The following is a 19,820-nucleotide window of genomic DNA, read 5'->3' on the forward strand; positions in this document are numbered from 1 at the left end:
AGCTTGAGTGGGCCTCGTCATGGCTGGCGCAACGGTGAAACCAGTTGAGCATGTTCTCCGTGCTTCCGCGCTTGGTTGAGTTTTGCCTGAGCTTTGATTTTGTAGGGGGGCAGCCTCAAGAGACTCTTCTATGGATGAGGCGGGCGGGATTGCCGAGTCTGGCACCCCTGTCGGGGTGCGGGTTTGGGGGCGGTGGTGTCGTCGTAATCTTGAATGGTGGGGATACAGGGACACAGGCGGGACGCCTGTGCTCCTTGGGTCATTTGCCGTCCCAGGTCAGGCTCTCGCCTTTCGCGAGCTCCTTTTCGATGACGGTGTTGCCGTAGCGGAGTTTGAGGGGCTGGCCGTGGAGGGAGCGGATGTTCGCTTCACTCAGCTTGCCGTCTTTCCAGGCGATATCGACTTCGAAGCCACCGCGGGCGCGCAGGCCTTGGACGGAGCCGTCTTTCCACACGCTCGGTAGGGCGGGGAGCAGCTGGACTTCGCCGTCGTGGCTTTGCAGCAGCATCTCGGCGATCCCGGCGGAGGCGCCGAAGTTGCCTTCGATTTGGAAGGGTGGGTGGTTGCAGAAGAGGTTGTCCATGGTGCGGCCGCGAAGCAGGTCCATGAGCAGCTTGCGGGCGCGGTCGCCGTCGTGGAAGCGGGCCCAGAAGTTGACTTTCCAGGCGTAGCTCCAACCGGTGCCGCGGTCGCCGCGGGTCTCGAGCGACTTGCGGGCGGCTTCGTAGAATTCAGGCGTGGCGTTCTTGGTGATCTGCTTGCCGGGATGCAGGCCGTAGAGGTGCGAGGTGTGGCGGTGGTCGATGTCGACTTCCTCGTAGTCCTCGATCCACTCCATCAAGCGACCGGTCTTCTTGCTGATCTGAAGCGGCGCGAGGTTGGCGAGGGCGCTTTCGATCTCTTTCCGGAACTCGGCATCGTAGTTGCCGCTCGGATCGATCGCATCGCTGGCTTCGAGCAGACCGGTGAAGAGGTCGTGGATGATCTGCAGGTCCATCGTCGCAGCGTAGGTGAACTCGGTCTTGGTGCCGTCGGGCAGGATGAACTCGTTCTCCGGTGAGTGGGACGGGTTGGTCACTAGTTTGCCGGCATGCGGGGTGTCTTCCGGCGCCTCGATCAGGAAATCGAGCATGAACTCGGCGGAGCCTTTCATGATTGGGTAGGCGCGTTCCTTGAGAAAGATATCATCCTGATTGAAGCGATAGTGCTCCATCATGTCGCGCACCGTCCAGGCAGCGCCGAAGGGCCAGACGCCGTGCACGCCGTCGGCGGGAGCGGTCATGCCGTAGATGTCGGAAAGGTGGTGGATCACCCAACCATCGGCGCCGTAGTGGACTTTGGCGGTCTTTTCGCCGGAAGGAACTAGGCTTTCCAGGTAATCGAACATCGGCAGGTGGCAGTCCGCCAGATTGGTGATCTGGGCGGGCCAGTAGTTCATCTGAAAGTTGATGTTGAAATGGTAGTCGCTGTTCCAAGGGGCGTCGTAGGATTGGCACCATTTTCCCTGGAGGTTGGCGGGCAGACCACCGGGGCGGGAGCTGCCGATCAGCAGGTAGCGGCCGTACTGGAAGTAGAGCGCTTCCAGCTGCGGGTCGAAGGAGTCGCCCTTCAGCGAGCGGCGGCGTTCGTTGGTCGGCTTGTTGACCGCATCGGTGCTGCCGAGGTCGAGCTTCACGCGGTTGAAGAAGGACTGGTGGTCGGCGATGTGGTCGGCGCGGATTTCCTCGTAGGTCTTCTTACCGGTGAGCGCGCGAAGCGGCTTTTCACAACGCGCGTGGGCGTCGCCTGATAGATCCTTCGCGTTGTTGTAACTGGTGGCGCCGTTGAGCAGCAGGGTGACTTCGTCGGCCTTGCTGACGGTGAGTTTGCCGTTGTTGCAGGAAACGGATCCGCCTTTGACGCGCGGTACGAGCTGGGCTTCGAAATCGATGCCGAGCTTGCCTGTCAGGACCAGACGGTTGCCATCGGCGGATTCAATTTTGGCGTTTTCGCGGGAGAACTCGGCGTCGAAACTGATCTGGCCCGGGCGGTCGGCGGTCAGGTGGATCACGATCACCTGGTCCGGCGCGCTGACGAAGACCTCGCGGACAAACTCGACGCCGTCGATGGTGTACTGGGTGCGGCTGATCGCGGTGGTCAGGTCGAGGTCGCGACGGTAGCCGGAGACCTTTTCGGTATCGGGAAAGTCGAGGAAGAGGTCACCGAAGGTCTGGTAGGATTTGATCTTGTAGGGATCGCCCATCATCTTGGACTTCGCCAGCCCCCTAGCCTCGTTGTTCTTTCCCTCGAACAGCAGTCGGCGGACTTCGGGCAAGGCCTCGAGCGCTTCGGGGTTCGTGTAGTCGATCGGCACGCCGTCCCAGAGGGTTTCCTCATTGAACTGGATGCGCTCGTGGTTGATGCCGCCGAAGACCATCGCCGCGAGGCGGCCGTTGCCGACGGGCAGGGCATTCTCCTCCCATAGCGCCGCGGGCTCGCGATACCAGAGTGTTAGAGGCTCTGTTGGAGGCCCTGAGGGATCCGAATATTCGAAGTCAACTTTCGGGTTGTTAGGCTCGGGAGGTTGTACCGGCCAGGCGGTGGCCACTTGGGCGGCGAGCAGGGTCAGAAGGAGGGAGCTGATGGCTTGTCGGGACATGAATCGATGAAGGTGAGAATCGGAAGCTGTTAGATAAGTGAGACGAGCAATCGCTGCCCTTGTTGAATCGTGAGACCGTCGCTGAACTTCATCACGTAACGCCCGGCTTCCGAACTGAAGCTGGCGTCGACGGCTTTCCCATCGATCTCAACTGTGGCATTCGTCGCCGAAGTTCCCTCAACCTGATCGATTGAGAGTTCCTTGAGCGCGAGCTTGCCGTAGCGCAGTTCGATGCTGGCGGACTGTTTGTCAGCCTCGACGTTTTGCGTGAAGCGGCCCCAGCCTTCGGCGGTGGTGAAGGCGGAGCGGAAATCGTTCTGGTTCATGCGCGGTCCGAAGCCGAGCTTGCCCTCGGGGCCGTCGTAGCGATAGCCGCAGATCGCCATGAAGGCGCTGTAGCTTGCCAGCGCGCGGGCATAGTGGTCGCCACACTCGACTTCGTTGTAGGGATTGCGCTTGGCGGGTTGATAGCGGTCGTTGATCGCCTTGCCGACTGCCAAGCCCTCTTCCAGCATGCCTTCCCAAATCATCAGGGCGGCAACCTGCCATTCGAAGCCGGACATGCACTCGTTGAAGTAGCGGTGGAAGTTCGTCTTCTGTGCGTTTTCCTTGCCGTGGGGCCAGGTGCCCATGACGAGCCCCGCATCGCCTTCCGCGGCGAACCAGCGACCCGCCTTGTTCTGCTTGCGGAAGTCTCCGACGTTCGGCGAGAAGTTGTATTTCCAAAGCGACTCAAGTGACCTGCGGATTTTGTCTCGTGGCATCACCGGGTCGAGATCGAGGTTGCGAAGCCAGAACTCTCCTAACACCTGATCGATGTGACAGCCGGTCGTCGAACCAATCGTTTTTTCCGGTGGGGTCTCGGGAATATGGATGAAGTAGCCGTAGTCCTCGTTCCATAAGCGTTCGAGCATCGCGATAGCTCCTTTGGAAACGAGTGCCTCGTATCGTTCGGCCACTTTCGGCTCGTTCATCTGCCGGGCCATCACGGCCGATGCCTTGAGCGCGGCGTGATAGAGGTTGATCAACCATGGGACCTGCCCGTGCCAATCCTTGTCGAGGGTGTTGTGCTGGCCACCGGAGAGCATGCCGTCCTCATCCTTGTCCCACTTCTTGATGACGTAGTCCATCGACAGCTTGGTGCGATCCCAGATGCTTGCGAGGAAGCGGTAGTCGGGGGTCATCTGGCTTTCACGGAAGACCCGAATGATGGACCCGCACTGGCCATCGACCGCCTCACGGAAGGTTTTTTCCGAGCAACGGAAGTTCATCGCGCCGGTGTCCTTGGAGCTGAGTCCGAAGTCGACCTTGTCGCGGCACTCGCGCTCGATCACCGGGAAAAGCCGGGCCAGTCCCTGGGCGTAGTGCCAGACGTGGGTGCAGTTGCCTTCGCAACAGGTCACGCCTTCGTCGAGTCCGTAACGACCATCCTGGTCGGCGAGGCGTGAGGTCAGCTGCGTCTGCATGCAGTCGATCGGAATGAAGGTTCGTTCGAGGAACCAGTAGGGCAGGGTCGAGTCATACCAGGTGTCGACCCATTCCTGAGTCGTGCCGCGAAGTTCCTTTTCCCGTTTGGCGACGCTAACAGCCGCGTCGCTCGCGGTGGGCCAGAGGGTGGAGTAGAAATTGACATCACGGCTCCATTCCTTGCGTCCGAACCCCTGCACATACCGTGCATTTGGGAAACGCCACGAGAGCGTGAAGGCGATGGTTTTGCTTTCGCCCGGGGCAAGCTTCACTTTCTGGCCCAAGGATGCGAAGGCCTTGTCGCTGAAGGGGCGTTCCTGGACGACTTGGGGGGACTTGTTAGATGCTTCCGCACTGAAAAGACCGGTGGGTCCCGATTGGGAACGCATCGTGTCCAACAGGTCGGGCTTTGCGTCACCTAACAGGCCGATAGTGACGGCGCCAAAGTCATTGGCGAGGTCGAGCGGAGTTTCGCCATCTTCCGCTTTGGCACCGGCCTCGGGCTTTGCCCAGAGCTCGATCACGGACAGACCATCCAGTTCGCGATACTGGCTCAAGCGCAAGCCCTTGCCGTTTTTCTTCCCGCTACGATGATTGGAAAAATTTTCGATCCATCCCGCGATGGCGACTTCCTGCTCTTGGTCGGACGGGTTTTCGATCGTGTAGCGCATCACGATCACCGGATAGCTGGAATCGTCGCGATTCAGCGGAATGAAAGGCGTGTAGGCTTCCAGTTGAACTTTGACCGGGCAGTCCGCGTCGGCGAATTCGACTTGGCCCATCGGATATTGGTTGGTGAAGACGATGTCGCGAAAGCCATCGGCATCGAGGGTAAAGCTACGTTTCTTGTCACTCGAACCGACCTGCAGGGCGAATCCCTGGTCCATCGGGCTGCGGGCCGTCTCGGGCTTCAGGTATTTGTGGCCTTTCCCGATGTCCTCCCACTTCATGTCGGGCTCGCCATCGAGATTCCAGCACCACAGGCGTCCGTCGCCACCGAGGTAAACCTGCCCGGTGGCGACGCCGTTGATCGGCATGCCGATGAATTTCAGATCCGGCTTGGTGGCCGTCATGGGCTTGCCTCGGGCGTAGAGGCTGGCGATCCAATCCTTGGTGAGCTTCTTGTCGGAAGGGATGATCTTTTCAAAGTCCGCCTGGGTGAAGGGTCCGGCCATCACCCGCAGGCCGCCGCTCATCATCGCGGCCGAGGTGAAGGTGCCCGCCTTGATGAAACCGCGGCGTGAGAAGGGAGCGGGAGAGCAGGCGCCGGGTTGGCAGCCGCAGGAGTCTTCAGTGGGTTTGTTCATGCTTTGGAGGCTTGGTGATTGAGTTTGGACGGGAAGTATGGAGAAGGGCTTTTGGAGTCCTATGGCGGTGTTGGTGGGGTGTGATTTTGGAGAACGGGTTTGATCAGTGATCGCCGTAGTGGCCGCGCAACTGCAAGATCACCAAGGAGTCTTCATCGACGCGGTAGACCAGACGGTGTTCCCCATCAATTCGTTTGGACCACCAGCCGCTGAGGGCGTTCTTGAGGGGCTCGGGCTTGCCGATGCCGCCAAACGGATCCCGGCGGCTCTCTTCGATCATGCGCAGCGCCTTTTTCGCCAGCTTGGGCTGGTGTTGCAGCCAGTATTGGAGGTCAGCGAAAGCCTGGGGTTCAAAGGCCAAGCGCATCCTCGAGGTCCTCCATCGTTTCAAAGACCCGATAATCCTTCCGGGGTGTCTTCAAGGCACTCAGAAGGCGCTCCTTGTTTTCCGGCGACGAGAGCAGACGCTCGGTGGCATCCGGCTCCTCCCTTTTCGGGGTCAGGGTCCGGCTCAGGATGAAATCCTTGATGGTCATCCCTTCGAAGGTCGCCAGAGTCTTGATCTGGCGATGCTGATCCGGATCGATCTCGATGCTTAGCCTGCTCATAGGTCAAAAGTACACGGATTGAACATTTTGTCAATTTGGCGCACCCCAAGTGAGCTCACTCGCCGTTCCAAGTGAGGCTTTCGCCCTTGGCCAGCTCCTTGTCGACGACGGTCTGGCCGTAGCGGAGTTTGAGCGGGTTGCCTTGGAGCGAGCGGATGGTGGCTTCGCTGAGCTTGCCGTCCTTCCAGACGATATCGACTTCGAAGCCGCCGCGGGCGCGCAGGCCTTTCACGGATCCGTTCGGCCAGGCTTTCGGCAGGGCCGGAAGGAGCTCGATGTCGCCGGCGTGGGTCTGGAGCAGCATTTCCGCAATCGCGGCGGTGCCACCGAAGTTGCCGTCGATCTGGAAGGGTGGATGGGTGTCGAAGAGGTTGGTCAGCGTCATTTTGCTGAGCAGGTTGGTCAGCAGGTCGTAGGAACGTTCACCATTCTTGAAGCGGGCCCACATGTTGACCTTCCACGCCATGCTCCAGCCCTTGCCGCCGTCGCCACGGGCCTCGAGCGACTTGCGCGCGGCCTCGTAGAACTCGGGCGTGTCGTTGGCATTGATCTGCTTGCCGGGGTGGAGGCCGTAGAGGTGGGAGGTGTGACGGTGCTTCGGATCCACTTCCTTGTAATCCTCGATCCACTCCTGAAGTCGGCCGGTCTTGGCGCTGATCTGCATGGGAGCGATCCGGGCCATGGTTTCCTCGACCTGCTTGCGGAACTCGGTGTCGAAGTCACCGTCGGGGCCGAGGATCTTGATGGTCTCCAACAGGTCCGCGAAAAGTCCGTGGATGATCTGGAGGTCCATGGTGGCCGCGTAGGTGAACTCGGAATGGGTTCCATCGGCCTTGATGAAGGCGTTCTCGGGTGAGTGGGAGGGGCTGGTGACCAGCTTTCCTGCGACGGGAGTTCCTTCGGGAGCTTCGATCAGGAAATCGAAGATGAACTCGGCGGCTTCCTTCATGATCGGGTAAGCGCGCTTTTCAAGGAACTCGCGATCGCCGGTGAAGCGGTAGTGTTCCATGAATCCGCGCGTCGCCCAAGCGGCCCCCATCGGCCAGACGCCGTGAACGCCATCGGCCGGCGTGGTCTTGCCGAAGATGTCGGAAAGGTGGTGGAGCACCCAGCCGTCAGCACCGTAGTGGAGCTTGGCGGTTTTCTCGCCGTAGGGGACGAGGGTTTCGACGTAGTCGAAGTAGGGCAGGTGGCACTCGGACAGGTTGGCAACCTGGGCCGGCCAGTAGTTCATCTGGAAGTTGATGTTGAAATGGTAGTCGCTGTTCCAGGGGGCGTCGTAGTTCTGACACCACTTGCCTTGCAGGTTGGCGGGCAGGAAACCGTCGCGTGAGCTGGCGATGAGCAGGTAGCGGCCAAACTGGAAGTAGAGCGTCTCGAACTGCGGGTCATGCGCGCCTTTCTTGATTGCACGCAGACGTTCGTCGGTCGGGAGGGCTACGGCATCCGTCGTACCAAGGTCGAGTTCGACGCGATTGAAGAGCGCCTGGTGATCCTTGATGTGATCGGCGCGGAGCTCAGCAAAAGATTTCTCCCAGGCCTTTTCGAGGGGCTCCTCGCAGCGGGCGGTTTCGTCACCCGTGAGGTCCTCGGCGCTGTTATAGCTGGTGGCGCCGTTGAGCAGCAGGGTGACTTCGTCGGCTTTCGAAACGGTCAGCACGCCATCCTTGCTCGACGCAGAGCCGCCATTCACGCGGGGCAGCAGCTGGGCTTCGAATTCGACGCCGAGTTTGCCGCGCATGATCAGCCGGTTGCCGGGGCCTTCGCTGTAGGTAACGTCGCGACGGTCGAAGCGCGCGGTGAAATCGAGCTTGCCGGGTTGGTCGGCGCTGAGGTGGACGACCATCACCTGATCCGGTGCGCTGACGAAGACCTCGCGGGTGTAGGTCACGCCGTCGACGGTGTAGCGAGTGCGCGAGATGCCGGTGGTGATGTCGAGGTCGCGACGGTAGTTGGAGACGGTTTCCGCATCGGGGAAATCGAGGAGGAGGTCGCCGAGGGTTTGGTAGGATTTGATCTTGGGCGGAATGCCCATCATGTCCTTGCCGGCCAGCTTGGTGGCTTCCTTGTTCTTTCCTTCGAAGAGCAGTTGTTGGACTTTCGGCAGGGCTTCGAGCGCCTTCGGGTTGTGGCGGTCGAGGTATTCGCCGTCCCACAGCGTTTCCTCATTGAGCTGGATGCGCTCCTGATTGACGCCGCCGAAGACCATGCCGGCGAGGCGGCCATTGCCGACCGGCAGCGCTTCGGTTTCCCACTTCTTCGCGGGCTTGCGATACCAGAGTGTTAGAGCTTCCTCGGGTGCCGCCGCATTGTCGGTGAACTTGGCGGTGAACTTGGCGGTGACCGGCGGGTTGTATTTCTCATCCATGTCGTGCTTGGCGGCATGGGCGACCGGCGAGAACAGGGCGAGCGCGAGAATTTTGGGCAGAGTGTGCTTCATGATCGTGAAAGTTGGAATGCGGTTCGGGTTCAGAGCGCCTTGCCCAGCAGCGTCATTTCGTGGATTGACCAGTAGAGGCGGTCGTTGCCGGTTTGGGTGATGCGCAGAAAGCGTGCTTCCACCGGCACAAAGGAAATCTCCAGGTCAGCGCTGCCTGCTCCTTCCGCGATCGGGTCACTCCAGGTCTTCCCATTGTCGGAAATCTGAATCTGGTATCCACGCGGGAAATCGCCCTTTGATTGAGTAGTGTCGAGGGTGATGCCGCTGATCCGGGTGGTCTTGGGGAATTCAATCTGCACCCACATCCCGGGAGACATGCGTTTTCCGGTGGTGTAGCGGCTTCGGTCATCGCCATCGAAAGCAAGCTTGAGTTCCTTCTCGTTGTGACTCGCGCTTAGCTTCCAATTCTTGTTGAAGGCAAGTTCTTCGGGTTCGAGTTCAGCGAGTTCTTCGACCGTCCAGGCTTCGCTGCGCTTGGCGTGTTGCTTGCGCAGTTCCGCCACGCGCTCGGGCGAAACCATCGATGCTTCGTTGTCGAAGCTGTTGCGCAGATAGGTCACGGCGTCGGCGATCCATTGATCGTCGTTGTTGGCCATCGGGACCATCAGACCTTCGTAGGTCTTGCCGTCGATGGGGCCTGTTAGGCCATTGAGCAAGACCAGCACGGCGCTGTCGCCCGTGCCGAGAACCCGCGGTGATCCCGTGAACGATGGCGCGAGCTTGGCGCCTGCGCGGCCGGGGATCGGAGTGCCGTGGCCGTCTTCGCCGTGGCAGGAGAAGCAGAGCTGTCGGTAGATCGCCTCGCCGCGCTGCATCGATTCGGCAAACTGAGCTCCCTCTTGTTGTCGTTCCATCGCGAGTCGGGCGTCGCGCGTGACTTCCTCGCGAAGTCGCAAGACCTCGCGGATCACTTCCACGTCGCCGAACTTCTCCTCGATCAATTTGCTGAGCGACAGCCATTCCGGAGCGGTCGTGCCGCTTGCCGATATCGAGTTGATCAGTTGGACGAGCATTTCAGGATCCTCTGGAAGCCCGCTTTCGAAGGCTGCGATCACTTGGGGGTCATTGGTCGCCATGAAAGGCTCGGCCATGCGGATGGCGGAGGTTCGGACGATCGAATCGGAATCATTGAGGGCCTCGATGACCAGTGCGGCTTCGAGATTTCCGATCCCTTCGAGGGTCCACAGTGCGTGGAGTCGGCCAAGTTCCGAGGGATCCTTGCGCGCCATTTCCTGAAGCTGCGGGACGACCGATTCGCGGTCTTCGCGGAGGATGATCAGCCTTTGCGCGGTGTCGCGCCACCAGCCATTCGGGTGGGAAAGGTGAGCGAGCAGTTCGCTGGTTTTTTCGTCTAACATCCGTGGCTGCGGCCCTGCCTTGAAGTCCTTGTGGACGAGTCGGTAAATGCGGCCTTTGCCGATGTTCTTATCGAGCTTCCACTTTTGGATGACCTCGCGCAGGTAGCTGCCACGGCGGGTCCAGTGGCCCTGCTGGATGATGCCGCGGTGCATGTCGACGATCGCCAGCTGGCCACCGGGCGTGGTGGCGGTCCACACCGGACGGAAGTTCACGTCGCGGGTGCGGATGAACTCGGTGCCGGGAGTCGCGTTGCGCAGCACGGTCTTCGCCTGGCTGCGGTCAACCTTGGCGCGACGGATCATGCGGCCGACGGGTTCGGGGATGAGCAGGTCGCCGCGGAGGTCCTCGGGAAGACGGTCACCGCGGAAGATCGACTGACCGGCGGTTCCGGTGAAGCCGTTGAGTCCACCGTTCGGTCCCACGCGTCGAAGGCCGGCCTGGACGTCGGGCACTTCGGCGATCGGGAAGACGTCGCGGAAGCCGCTTTCCTCCTGACCCGACAGGTTCAGAGCGCCGTAGACGATCGGCTGTTGGAAAGTGATGGCGGGTTTTTCGCCTCCCGCATCGGAGTAGTAGAGCCGGCCCCAGTCATCCTGGGTGAGTCCCCACTGGCCGCTGCCGCGTGGGATGTCCTGGACGACGAACTTGCCGTCGGTGAAGCGGTAGCGCTTCGCTTCGTAGGTGAGATACATCCAGTTGTCCAAAGCCCAGGTCAGGCCGCTGGGCTGGTGTTCCATGTTGCCGCCGCGGCGACCACCCTCGTAGATCTTTTCCACCTCGTCGCTGACACCGTCGCCATTCGAATCGCGATAGGTCCAGAGGTCGAGGGTGTCGGTGATGCCGACGATGACGCGGTCGTCGAGTGGAAGGACGAAGCGTGGGAGCTTGAGGTCCTTGGCGAAAATACTATGCTTGTCGTAGGTGCCGTCGCCATTCGTGTCGACGTGGCGGGTGATGATGCTGGTCGGTTCCTTTTCGCCCGAGGCATCGATGTCCTGCATGTAGGTGCGCATCTGCACCACGTACATCGCGCCATTTCCATCCCATGCGGTCATCACCGGCTCCTCGACGAGCGGTTCGCTGAGGAGGAGTTCGAGGTGGTAGCCGTCGGGCAGCTCGATGGATTCGAGTGCTTCTTCTTTGGATAAAAAGTCGGACTGATAGACCTTGTCCCCGGGGGCTGCGTTGGCGGCATGCAGGGAGAGCAGGGCGAAGGTGGCGGCGAGATAGGAAGCGGAGGAAGGCACGAGAGTGGATTTAAAACAATTTACGGTTGGTCGAGATCGAGGCAGATGACCGAGGCATTGGCGTCGGGTGCCTTGGCTGGCAGGCTGATGGAGACTCCTTCGTCTCCTTGGTCGATCTCGAGAGGGGTGTGGGAGGAATCGGCAAGGAGATAGGCTTTGGTGATCTTCTCATCCACGGCCGGAATGCTAAGCTTTCCGGAAGGCCAGCTCAGAACGTGGATGTAGAGCTTCCCGGGCTTGGTGGTGGCGCGCCATTCTTTCTTGGCGATGAATTTCGGACGGCCTTTGTTGTCCTTTTCGGTCTTGCTGTAGGCACCGAGTTCGGCGCCGAAGGGGGTCGGTCCGCAGTCGTAGATGGCCTCGCCGTTGACCTTGAGCCAGTCGCCAATCGCTTCGAGGCGCTCGACGCTTGGCTGGGGAATGACGCCGTCACCGGTCGGGCCGACGTTGAGCAGGTAGTTGCCGCCCTTGCTGGCGATGTCGACGAGGTTGCGGATGAGTGAACCGGCGCTTTTCCAGTTGTCGTCCGCCTTGTTCCAGGCCCAGTGGCCGTTGAGGGTCATGCAGGTTTCCCAAGGGAGGTTCGAGGCCTCGGGCGGGATGGTTTGCTCGGGTGTGCCGTAGTCGCCGAGGTCGTTGCCGACGCGCTGGTTGACGATGCAGTTCGGCTGGATCGAACGGATCATCTCGAGCATCTCCTTGCTTTCCTCAGGCGAGATCAGCTCGGGGGTGTCGAACCACATCACATCGATCTGGCCGTAGTTGGTCAGCAGTTCGCGGACCTGAGGCAGGGCCTTGCGTTTGAAGTAGCGGTTGAAGACCTTGTCCTTTTCGTTGGGGTAATCGACCAGGTTGCTGCGCCAGCCTGCGGGCTGATGCTTTCCGGTCGGCACATCGGGGTCTTCCCAGTCGCGACCGAGCGAGTAGTAGACGCCGAACTTGAGGCCCTGCTTGCGGCAGGCTTCGGCGAGTTGGCGAATGGGATCCTTTTCGAGTCCGGCGAGTTTGACGATGTTGTGATCGCTGACTTTCGAATCATACATCGCGATGCCGTCGTGATGCTTGGTTGTGATGATCAGGTACTTCATCCCGGCGTTTTTCGCGATGGTCACCCAGGCATCGGGATCGAAGTCCTTCGGATCGAAGGTTTTGGCATACTCGGTGAATTCGGCCAAGGGGATCTTGGCGGTGAACATCAGCCATTCGTGGTGATTGGTCTCGCCATTCCATTCGCCACCGGCTTTCGAGTAGGCGCCCCAATGGATGAACATGCCGAACTTCGCCTCCTTCCACCACTCCATGCGTTTGGCGGCAGCAGGGTCGTTCTTCTGAGCGGCAGCCCAGCCTTCCGCTTCGGCAGCGACGGCGTTCGGATTGTCCTTCATTCCTTCGTCGGCGGAACAAAGACCGCTCGCCATGAAGGGTAGCAGGAGGAGGGATTTCGGGAATTGGATGTTCATGGAGAATGAGAGGGGCTTGTTGATGATCACTTCTTGGTTTCCTTGCTTTTATGGGCATTGATGAGCCGATCGGGCTTCATCTGCCACTTCATCTTGCTGTCCGGTTCGCCGCCGAACTGCGCCCAGTAGAGTTCCTTCATCGGGTTCATCTCGGGGCCGGTGGCGTCCTCGTTTACCATGAAGGGCTGGACTTCGGTCCACCATTGGTCGTAGGCGGCACGGAGTTTTTCGACGACTTCGGGGTGCTGTGAGATGACGTTCTTCTGTTCGCCGGGATCGGCCTTGAGATCGTAGAGTTCCTTGTTGTTCACGAGGGCGAAACGATGGTCCTGGATCGAGCAGGTCGTGTATTTCAAATCCTCGGCCTTGCCCTTGTCCCAGCGTCCGACGTGATGGACGAGGGTGCGGTAGGGCCACTCGGCCTTCGGGTTCTTGAGAAGGGGGACGAGGCTGATGCCTTCGACCTGCTTTTCGACTTTGTCGGAAAGTTTCGCGCCCGCGATCTCGGCGAGGGTCGGATAGATGTCGATGCCGGATGTCAGGGCGGCGGTGTCGGTGTCGGCAGGGATGTCGCCCTTCGGCCAGCGGAAGAAGCAGGGGACGCGGGTGCTGCCTTGATAGGGGCGGCCCTTGGTGCCGCGGCGGTCGGCATTGTAAATCTTGTGGCCGAGCGTGCCGCCGTTGTCGGAGCCGAGGTAGATGACGAGGGTGTTGTCGGCGATACCCCACTCATCGACTTTCGCCAGCAGCTTGCCGAAGTTGGTGTCGACGTTCTCGATCATGCCGAAAAACTTGGCCATCTTGTCGTTCACCTCGGGGAGGCCGACGTAGTGCTTGTAGTATTTCTCCGGCAGCACGTAGGGGCTGTGCGCGGCGTTGAGGGAAACGTAAGCGAAGAAGGGTTGACCCTCCTTTCGTTTGGCATCCATCCACTTGATCGACTGATCGAAAAACAGGTCGGTGCAGTAGCCTTCGGTCTTCACCCACTTGCCGTTGTGCCACAGCGCGGGGTTGATGTTGGTGTTGCCGGGGGCGTCGCCGCAGGAACCGGGGTAGGTCTGGCCGATGCCGCCACCTCCGTGGGTGTAAACTTCGTCGAAGCCACGGTTTTCCGGACGGTATTCTTCCTCATCGCCGAGGTGCCATTTTCCGAAAATCCCGGTGGTGTAGCCGGCAGTCTTGAGCATCTGGGGGAGGGTGAAGGTGCTCAGAGCCATCCGCTCGCGCTCGTAGATTGTGTGGGTGACGCCGTTCTTGAACTCGTGGCGTCCGCTCATCAGCGCTGCGCGGGTGGGGGCACAGGTCGGGCTGACGTGGAACTCGGTGAGCAGCAGGCTCTGCTTTTTGAAGGCGTCGACCGAGGGTGTCTTCATGATCGGACTGCCAAGGCAGGCGTAATCGCCGTAGCCGACGTCATCAGGCATCACGAGGATGATGTTCGGTTTGGCGGCATCGGCGGTGGCAGCTAGCGGCGCAATCAATAGTGCGGCCAGTAGGATGAGAGGTTTCTTCATGGTTGGTGGGCGATATCAGTCAGATTCTGCGAAGGGAACAGAGGAAAGTCGTGTCCGCTGAGCGACTTCGGATCAGCGGATCAGAGGCGCGAGCAATACTCCTGAGACTTTGCCGACTCTTTCAGGCGAACAACGGGGAAATCGGTCACACGGGTGACCTAATTGAAGGGAATTCGTTGATTTGTCTTAAGTGGCTGAACCTCTGTGCCTTGCTGTCGACAGGGGGTGGGTGTGTCAAGCGTTTGAGCCGAAATGAGTTTTACATCTCGGAAAGGACCCTGTTTGATATTAGGCGTTCTTTCAAGAATCTGGGAAAAATGAAAAAAACTAAAAAACTTAGCATGCGTGTCGCAATTGGTGCCAGCGCCCTGTTGGCAGGAGGAGCGGCACAGGCTGCCTTGATCAACTGGGGGTCTTCGACCTTTGCCTACGGAACAGATGAAACCGCCTGGATCAGTACAAGTGGTGGCCCTTCTGGTTTTGTTTCTGCCATCAATGCATCTGACAGTACCAATGCAACCGTAAGCTACGGTGGTATTGTGTGGGAAAATGCGAGTCAGACGGAGTTGGTCGCGGGTATTACACAGAACGGAGTGACGATCACGGGTGGTGGAGCCAATATCAATTATATCAACACTTTCGGACCTGGTTCATTCACCTCGGATCCAGACAATTTTTATGATGGCGGAATCTATAGTATAAATTCGATTGCCATTACCGGGCTGACTCCTGGGCAGCTTTATGAGTTGCAGTTTATGGCAATTGACGACCGCGGCACTGACGTTCGTAACACGATTTTTGGTGATGGCACGCAGGACTACACCGCCAGTATTAGTGCCGGTACCGCAGGGAATATTTTGATCAGAACGAACCCTGCAGGGCAAGGCAGCTACGTTACCGGAACCTTCGTTGCCGATGGTTCAGGGAATCAGGATATTTCGATCTATGGAAATAGGAATGCCGATTTGTCGATGAACCAGGTGGGTAGTTCCGCCCAAATCAATGCCTTCCAACTCCGCGCCATTCCGGAGCCTTCAGTGGCGCTTCTCGGGGGTCTCGGTCTCATTGGTTTGCTTCGTCGCCGTCGCTAAGCGATGGATCGACACGTTTCCGATCATTCATTCAACCACGAGCTGGAGAAATCTGGCTCGTGGTTTTTTTGTTGGGATTTCGTTGCTGGATTGGACTGCCGACTCTCGATCGTAGAGGCTTCGCGGTCGACTGGCGTGGATGGCTAGGCGATGGGATGGATCAACTTTCAGTCATCGGAAAATCGCATATCACTGCGGACAGAGGGAAAATGTGGCTGGGTAAACAGAGAAACTGCTTTTATTTGAGAGGGGTCTTTCTGGATCGGAAAAATCTTGTCAATGTTTAGGTCCATTCTCCGACATTGCTCCTTGAGCCATGATCATTGATAGCACGGATCGATGCTTCAGTGACGGCGTGTGGCGGCTTTGGCTGGCCCAGAACCTGCCGATAGAAACCCAAAAACCAATAAACCTAAGAAAATCCATGAATAAAATCGTACTCACCATAGCCGTGTCGGCATGCGCTCCCCTGGCGCTTGGCACGGACTATACCTGGACCGGGGCCGCGGGAGACGGCGACTGGAACAATGAACTCAACTGGGAGGACATCGTGGCGAACGATGGAGTGCCGGTGGATGATGCTACCGCCGCCGAGACAGGATTCCCCTCAGGGCTTTCGATGCCTGCGGGAGATCGGATCATTTTCTCGGGCTCCAGCATGCCCACTACCAACATTCCCGCCTATGGTGGCCTCTTCGACAACAATGCCAATCTCGGAGCCAACAGTTCGCCCGCGCTGGTTTTGAACAGCGGGGGCACGATTTCCTTCACCCACATGGGGCGGGAAAGCGGCATCTGGACAAATCTGGCGCCGGCGGCAAGCCGACAGATTTTCACCGTTGGAGATGGTGCGGGGCCTGCGGGTGAGGTTGGTCTCACCATTACCGGGACCCAATCAATGAACCGGCACAACAACGGCGAGCACATCTTCCGGGTGAATGCCGATGGAGTCCTGACCCTGAGCAGCAACCTCGGCCGCTGGGGCTACAGCGCCCTTCGTCCGGCTTCTATCCTGATTGACGGAGGAACGGTCGTGATGAATGACGACTTTCCGACAGGGGCAAACTCCAACGTGAATGCAGGAGCCGTGCAGTTTCTCTCAACCGATGGGACCTTCACTGCGAACTATGGAGGTGCTTTCCCTGACATTACCTCGGTCCGTGGGGCCTTCGGCAGTGTTTTTCAGACGGACGTGCCGGATACCATTCTGCTGGCAACGGACAATGCCGGAACGTCCTTCACGATCTCCGTCGCGGATCCGTCTTACTGGACTGGGAACGGCGGAGCCACCTGGGATCAGGATACGACGGTGAACTTCACCACCAATCCAAAGTCAGGAGCGCTGACTGAAGGCACCTTCGCCGCAGCGACCGCTAGCACGATGACCGCGAGCTTTGCAGACTATTACATCGCGAACGACACCGAAGTCGACGTCTCGGTCAACAACATCACCGTTGCGACCGGGGGCGTCTCAGGCCGAGCCATCAGATTCGAGAATAGCGCTCTGTCCTACACCATCGATAGCTCGGATGCCAACGGGATCGCCGACGCCAGTTCGGTTTCGATTACCCAGGGTGGCACTGTCACTTTGCGAGGCACCCACGCTTACAGCGGTCCGACCAATGTTGGAGCGGGCAGCACCCTTGCTTTAGGTGACGGAACCATGGACGGTTTCATCGATAACAGCCCGATCTTTAATGAAGGCAGTCTGGTGATTGATCTGGCTGGAAGCGGCACCCGCATCGCAGCGATCAATGGACTCGGAACGGTTGAAAAACGTGGCGACGGGAACCTTATCCTGCCGGCGACCAGCCCGTACGACGGGCCGACCGTCGTGAGTGGGGGAACGCTCACCTTTCCCGGCATCATGCAGACGGATAGTATCCAAGTCGCCTCCGGTGCGACCGTTGAATTCAACGCTGCAGCAGCTCAGAATTCCATCCGCGGGAACGTCACCATCAGTGGATCCGGAACCATACTGAAAACAGGAGCTTCCACCGTCGTCTGGACGAATGAGATTGCGACGTATGAGTTGGATTCCAACGCAGTGATCGATGTTCAGGAGGGAATCTTCCGTGGCGGCTCGAATGCCAACGACGTCTGGGTCAACAATGCCTCGAATCTGAACATCGGTTTCGCCGGTCAGTTTCAAACCAACGAAGCCAAGGTGAGGATCAACTCACTCACCGGTGAAGGGCTTCTGACCAACGGCTCCGGCCACGCCTACTACGAACCGCTGAGAATCGGGGTCGCAAATGGCTCCGGTGTTTTTGATGGGGTCATCGCCGCCGGGGGAGCCAACAGCCATCTCATCAAGATGGGAACCGGGAGCCAAACCCTGAATGGCAGCAACAGCTTCACCGGTTTTGTCGAAGTGGAAGGTGGAGAGCTGATTTTGAATGGACCGAACGTCTACACCGGCAACACGACAGTGGGCGACGCGACCTTCAAGTTGGGCATCGATGGTACCATGACCTTCGTGCCTGCTGCGAACAATGTTACCAACCAGATCGTAGGAACCGGGGACAACACGACCGGGGTCGTTGATCTCGATGGTGCCATTTACATCGACCTCACCAATGCTGCAGCCGGCGTGGGGAACAGCTGGACATTGATCGATCCCACGAATCTGAGTTCGGTGGATTATGATCAAAGTACCTTCGTGGTCGACAGTCCGATCGGTTATTTTGATTACCCCGATGGCGACGGAATCTGGCGTCTCGAAGATGGGATCGCCTTGTGGGAATTCGATGAGAATACCGGAGTGCTCTCTTATAGTGTCGGTGCCGATGCGCGACTCTGGGTTGGTAACGACCCCACGAACCCGGGCCTCTGGGATCAAGCCACGACCGCGAATTTTTCGATCAACGAACCAAGTGATCCGCTCATGGTGTCGGATTATACGACCGCTCAGAGTGAGTTTGGAACGATTGGATTTGCGGATGGTTTCTTCGATTCGGGTACCTCGATCGGGGTGACGCAGAACGTCGTCACGATCGCCGCTGGCGGTATTTCCGGCGAGCTCGTCGAATTCGTCAACAGCAACCTGCCCTATACCATCGTGAGTTCTGATGACAACGGCATCTCAGGAACCACGAACGTCAACATTGGTGGTGGGTCCGTGACGATGGTCGGTAATCATGCCTCGACTGGCACGACGACGCTCAACGGCACCCTGATCTTTGATACCACTCTTGGGGATGCCAACTACTTCGCGGCGCTCACGGGCAACGGGGGTATCGAGAAAGTCGGAGCCGGAACCCAAACCCTGTCGGGACCAATGAGCTTCACTGGCGCAACGACGGTTACCGCGGGCACCTTGGTGGCTCCCGGTGACAGCTCGAGTGCGGTGGCCACCATCGCCGCTGACGCCACGCTTGAGTTGAATTTCAATGGCCGCTGGGGTGAGGGAGCAGCTACGATCAGTGGTGGGGGGACGCTCGTGAAGTTGGGAGATGGCACCCTCGACTTCCAAGCCCTCAATTTCGCGATGGGCTCCGGTTCTCTGATCGACGTTCAGGCAGGGGTCTTCAAGGGGGGTTCGGGTACCAATGAGAACTGGACCGGAAACCTCTCTGATCTCAACATTGCGGCAGGCGCGGCCTTCACCACGGTGGAAGAACCTGTGGTCGTCGATGTGTTGACGGGTGACGGAATTCTCGCCACGGGCTTGGACCATGGGCATTACACCCACCTCACCATCGGTGTGGACGGCGGAAGCGGTTCCTTCGGTGGCGACGTTGTCGACCATGGAGTTTGGGCCGAACTTGGCCCAGGACTGCACTACGGTGGCATGCACAAGGTTGGAGCGGGCACTCAGACCTTCACCGGAGACGTTGCCCTGCACGATGATATTACGATCGAGGAAGGCAGTGTCATCCTCGATGTCGGCGGATCGATCAGCTTCTTCCCGACAGCCAATATGACCACCAATGTGGTGAATGGCGGTGGAGTGGGAAGCGGTTCGGTGACCATCAACGGAGCAATCAACTTCGACCTCAGTGGTGCGGACACCACTACGGGGAACACATGGACAATCCTCGATCCTACCCTTCTGGGGGGCGGTGTCACGATCGGAGCTGAAGCCTACGTGACGAGTAATTTGGGAGTCTTTGGTCCAACGGAAGATCCGGACCTTGTGGAACTCGATGCCGGCGGCTTCCTGTGGTCCTTCCGGGTCTCAACGGTGACCTTAAGTGTCGCACCAGGAACACCCGTTGGATTTACCAACTGGCTGAACTCGTATCCCGATCTGGTCGACACATCGGAGAACGGTGATGAAGACCTCGATGGTCTTGAAAACGTGTTGGAGTATCTCTTCGACGGGAACCCAACGGTTTCCGACGCCGGCAATCCAAACCTGCCGAGAGTGGATGCTTCGGGTGACAGCTTTGTCTTCACCTTCACCCGGAATGCGGATTCGACCAACGACACCACTCAGATCTTCCAATATGGAAGTGATCTGGCGGGTTGGACGGATATCGCGGTCAACACGGATGCTGCGCCGGAAGTGGTCATTGCAGCACCGGTGAACAACTTGGAAACCGTTACCGTGACGGTTGCCAAGAGTTCGCTCACTGACCAAAGCCTGGCCTTTGGAAGGCTCGCGGTGACTCTGAATCCCTGATGAGCAGAGTGTAAGAATCTGATTGGGCAGAAGACCCGATGGTTTCGACCCAGCCCCTCAGG

At 58.9% G+C, this 19,820-nt stretch carries 10 protein-coding genes; 2 read left to right on the plus strand and 8 right to left on the minus strand.

Features of this window, described 5'->3' with window-relative positions; translation table 11 throughout:
• Positions 1-259: 259 nt before the first annotated feature.
• From ACFQY0_RS11760 to ACFQY0_RS11795, 8 genes are all read right to left on the minus strand, one after another.
• Positions 260-2,638, minus strand: coding sequence for a glycoside hydrolase family 95 protein (locus ACFQY0_RS11760; RefSeq protein WP_379712548.1), 2,379 nt, complete (start codon positions 2,636-2,638; stop codon positions 260-262).
• Between the two features lie 29 nt (positions 2,639-2,667).
• On the minus strand, positions 2,668-5,412 hold the full coding sequence (locus tag ACFQY0_RS11765; protein ID WP_379712550.1) for a GH116 family glycosyl hydrolase: 2,745 nt from the start codon (positions 5,410-5,412) through the stop codon (positions 2,668-2,670).
• A 103-nt stretch (positions 5,413-5,515) separates the two neighbouring features.
• Positions 5,516-5,779: a Txe/YoeB family addiction module toxin gene (locus tag ACFQY0_RS11770; protein WP_379712552.1), complete on the minus strand. Its 264-nt coding sequence runs from the start codon at positions 5,777-5,779 to the stop codon at positions 5,516-5,518.
• Positions 5,763-6,020, minus strand: coding sequence for a type II toxin -antitoxin system TacA 1-like antitoxin (locus ACFQY0_RS11775; protein ID WP_379712554.1), 258 nt, complete (start codon positions 6,018-6,020; stop codon positions 5,763-5,765). Before ACFQY0_RS11775 ends, ACFQY0_RS11770 begins: the two co-directional genes overlap by 17 nt.
• 55 nt (positions 6,021-6,075) lie before the next feature.
• Entirely contained in the window at positions 6,076-8,460 is a 2,385-nt protein-coding gene (locus ACFQY0_RS11780; protein ID WP_379712556.1) for a glycoside hydrolase family 95 protein, read from the minus strand.
• Positions 8,461-8,489: 29 nt separating this feature from the next.
• Positions 8,490-11,066: a DUF7133 domain-containing protein gene (locus ACFQY0_RS11785; protein ID WP_379712558.1), complete on the minus strand. Its 2,577-nt coding sequence runs from the start codon at positions 11,064-11,066 to the stop codon at positions 8,490-8,492.
• A 20-nt stretch (positions 11,067-11,086) separates the two neighbouring features.
• Positions 11,087-12,526, minus strand: a complete 1,440-nt coding sequence (locus ACFQY0_RS11790; RefSeq protein ID WP_379712560.1) for an alpha-L-fucosidase — start codon at positions 12,524-12,526, stop codon at positions 11,087-11,089.
• 26 nt (positions 12,527-12,552) lie between these two features.
• Entirely contained in the window at positions 12,553-14,040 is a 1,488-nt protein-coding gene (locus tag ACFQY0_RS11795) for an arylsulfatase (protein ID WP_379712562.1), read from the minus strand.
• A gap of 317 nt (positions 14,041-14,357) precedes the next feature.
• Between ACFQY0_RS11795 and ACFQY0_RS11800 the strand changes: the two genes are divergently transcribed.
• Positions 14,358-15,131 (plus strand): PEP-CTERM sorting domain-containing protein, encoded by a 774-nt coding sequence (locus ACFQY0_RS11800; protein ID WP_379712564.1) that lies wholly within the window; start codon positions 14,358-14,360, stop codon positions 15,129-15,131.
• Positions 15,132-15,555: 424 nt separating this feature from the next.
• Entirely contained in the window at positions 15,556-19,758 is a 4,203-nt protein-coding gene (locus ACFQY0_RS11805; RefSeq protein WP_379712566.1) for a beta strand repeat-containing protein, read from the plus strand.
• The last annotated feature ends 62 nt before the right edge of the window (positions 19,759-19,820 follow it).

Source organism: Haloferula chungangensis (genome assembly GCF_042664875.1).
Classification (GTDB): domain Bacteria; phylum Verrucomicrobiota; class Verrucomicrobiia; order Verrucomicrobiales; family Akkermansiaceae; genus Haloferula; species Haloferula chungangensis.

Excerpts from the sequence above, each read along its gene's own strand:
- ACFQY0_RS11760 (WP_379712548.1), bottom strand. The coding sequence starts at position 2,638 with ATGTCCCGACAAGCCATCAGCTCCCTCCTTCTGACCCTGCTCGCCGCC.
- ACFQY0_RS11765 (WP_379712550.1), bottom strand. The coding sequence starts at position 5,412 with ATGAACAAACCCACTGAAGACTCCTGCGGCTGCCAACCCGGCGCCTGC.
- ACFQY0_RS11770 (WP_379712552.1), bottom strand. The coding sequence starts at position 5,779 with ATGCGCTTGGCCTTTGAACCCCAGGCTTTCGCTGACCTCCAATACTGG.
- ACFQY0_RS11775 (WP_379712554.1), bottom strand. The coding sequence starts at position 6,020 with ATGAGCAGGCTAAGCATCGAGATCGATCCGGATCAGCATCGCCAGATC.
- ACFQY0_RS11780 (WP_379712556.1), bottom strand. The coding sequence starts at position 8,460 with ATGAAGCACACTCTGCCCAAAATTCTCGCGCTCGCCCTGTTCTCGCCG.
- ACFQY0_RS11790 (WP_379712560.1), bottom strand. The coding sequence starts at position 12,526 with ATGAACATCCAATTCCCGAAATCCCTCCTCCTGCTACCCTTCATGGCG.
- ACFQY0_RS11795 (WP_379712562.1), bottom strand. The coding sequence starts at position 14,040 with ATGAAGAAACCTCTCATCCTACTGGCCGCACTATTGATTGCGCCGCTA.
- ACFQY0_RS11800 (WP_379712564.1), top strand. The coding sequence starts at position 14,358 with ATGAAAAAAACTAAAAAACTTAGCATGCGTGTCGCAATTGGTGCCAGC.
- ACFQY0_RS11805 (WP_379712566.1), top strand. The coding sequence starts at position 15,556 with ATGAATAAAATCGTACTCACCATAGCCGTGTCGGCATGCGCTCCCCTG.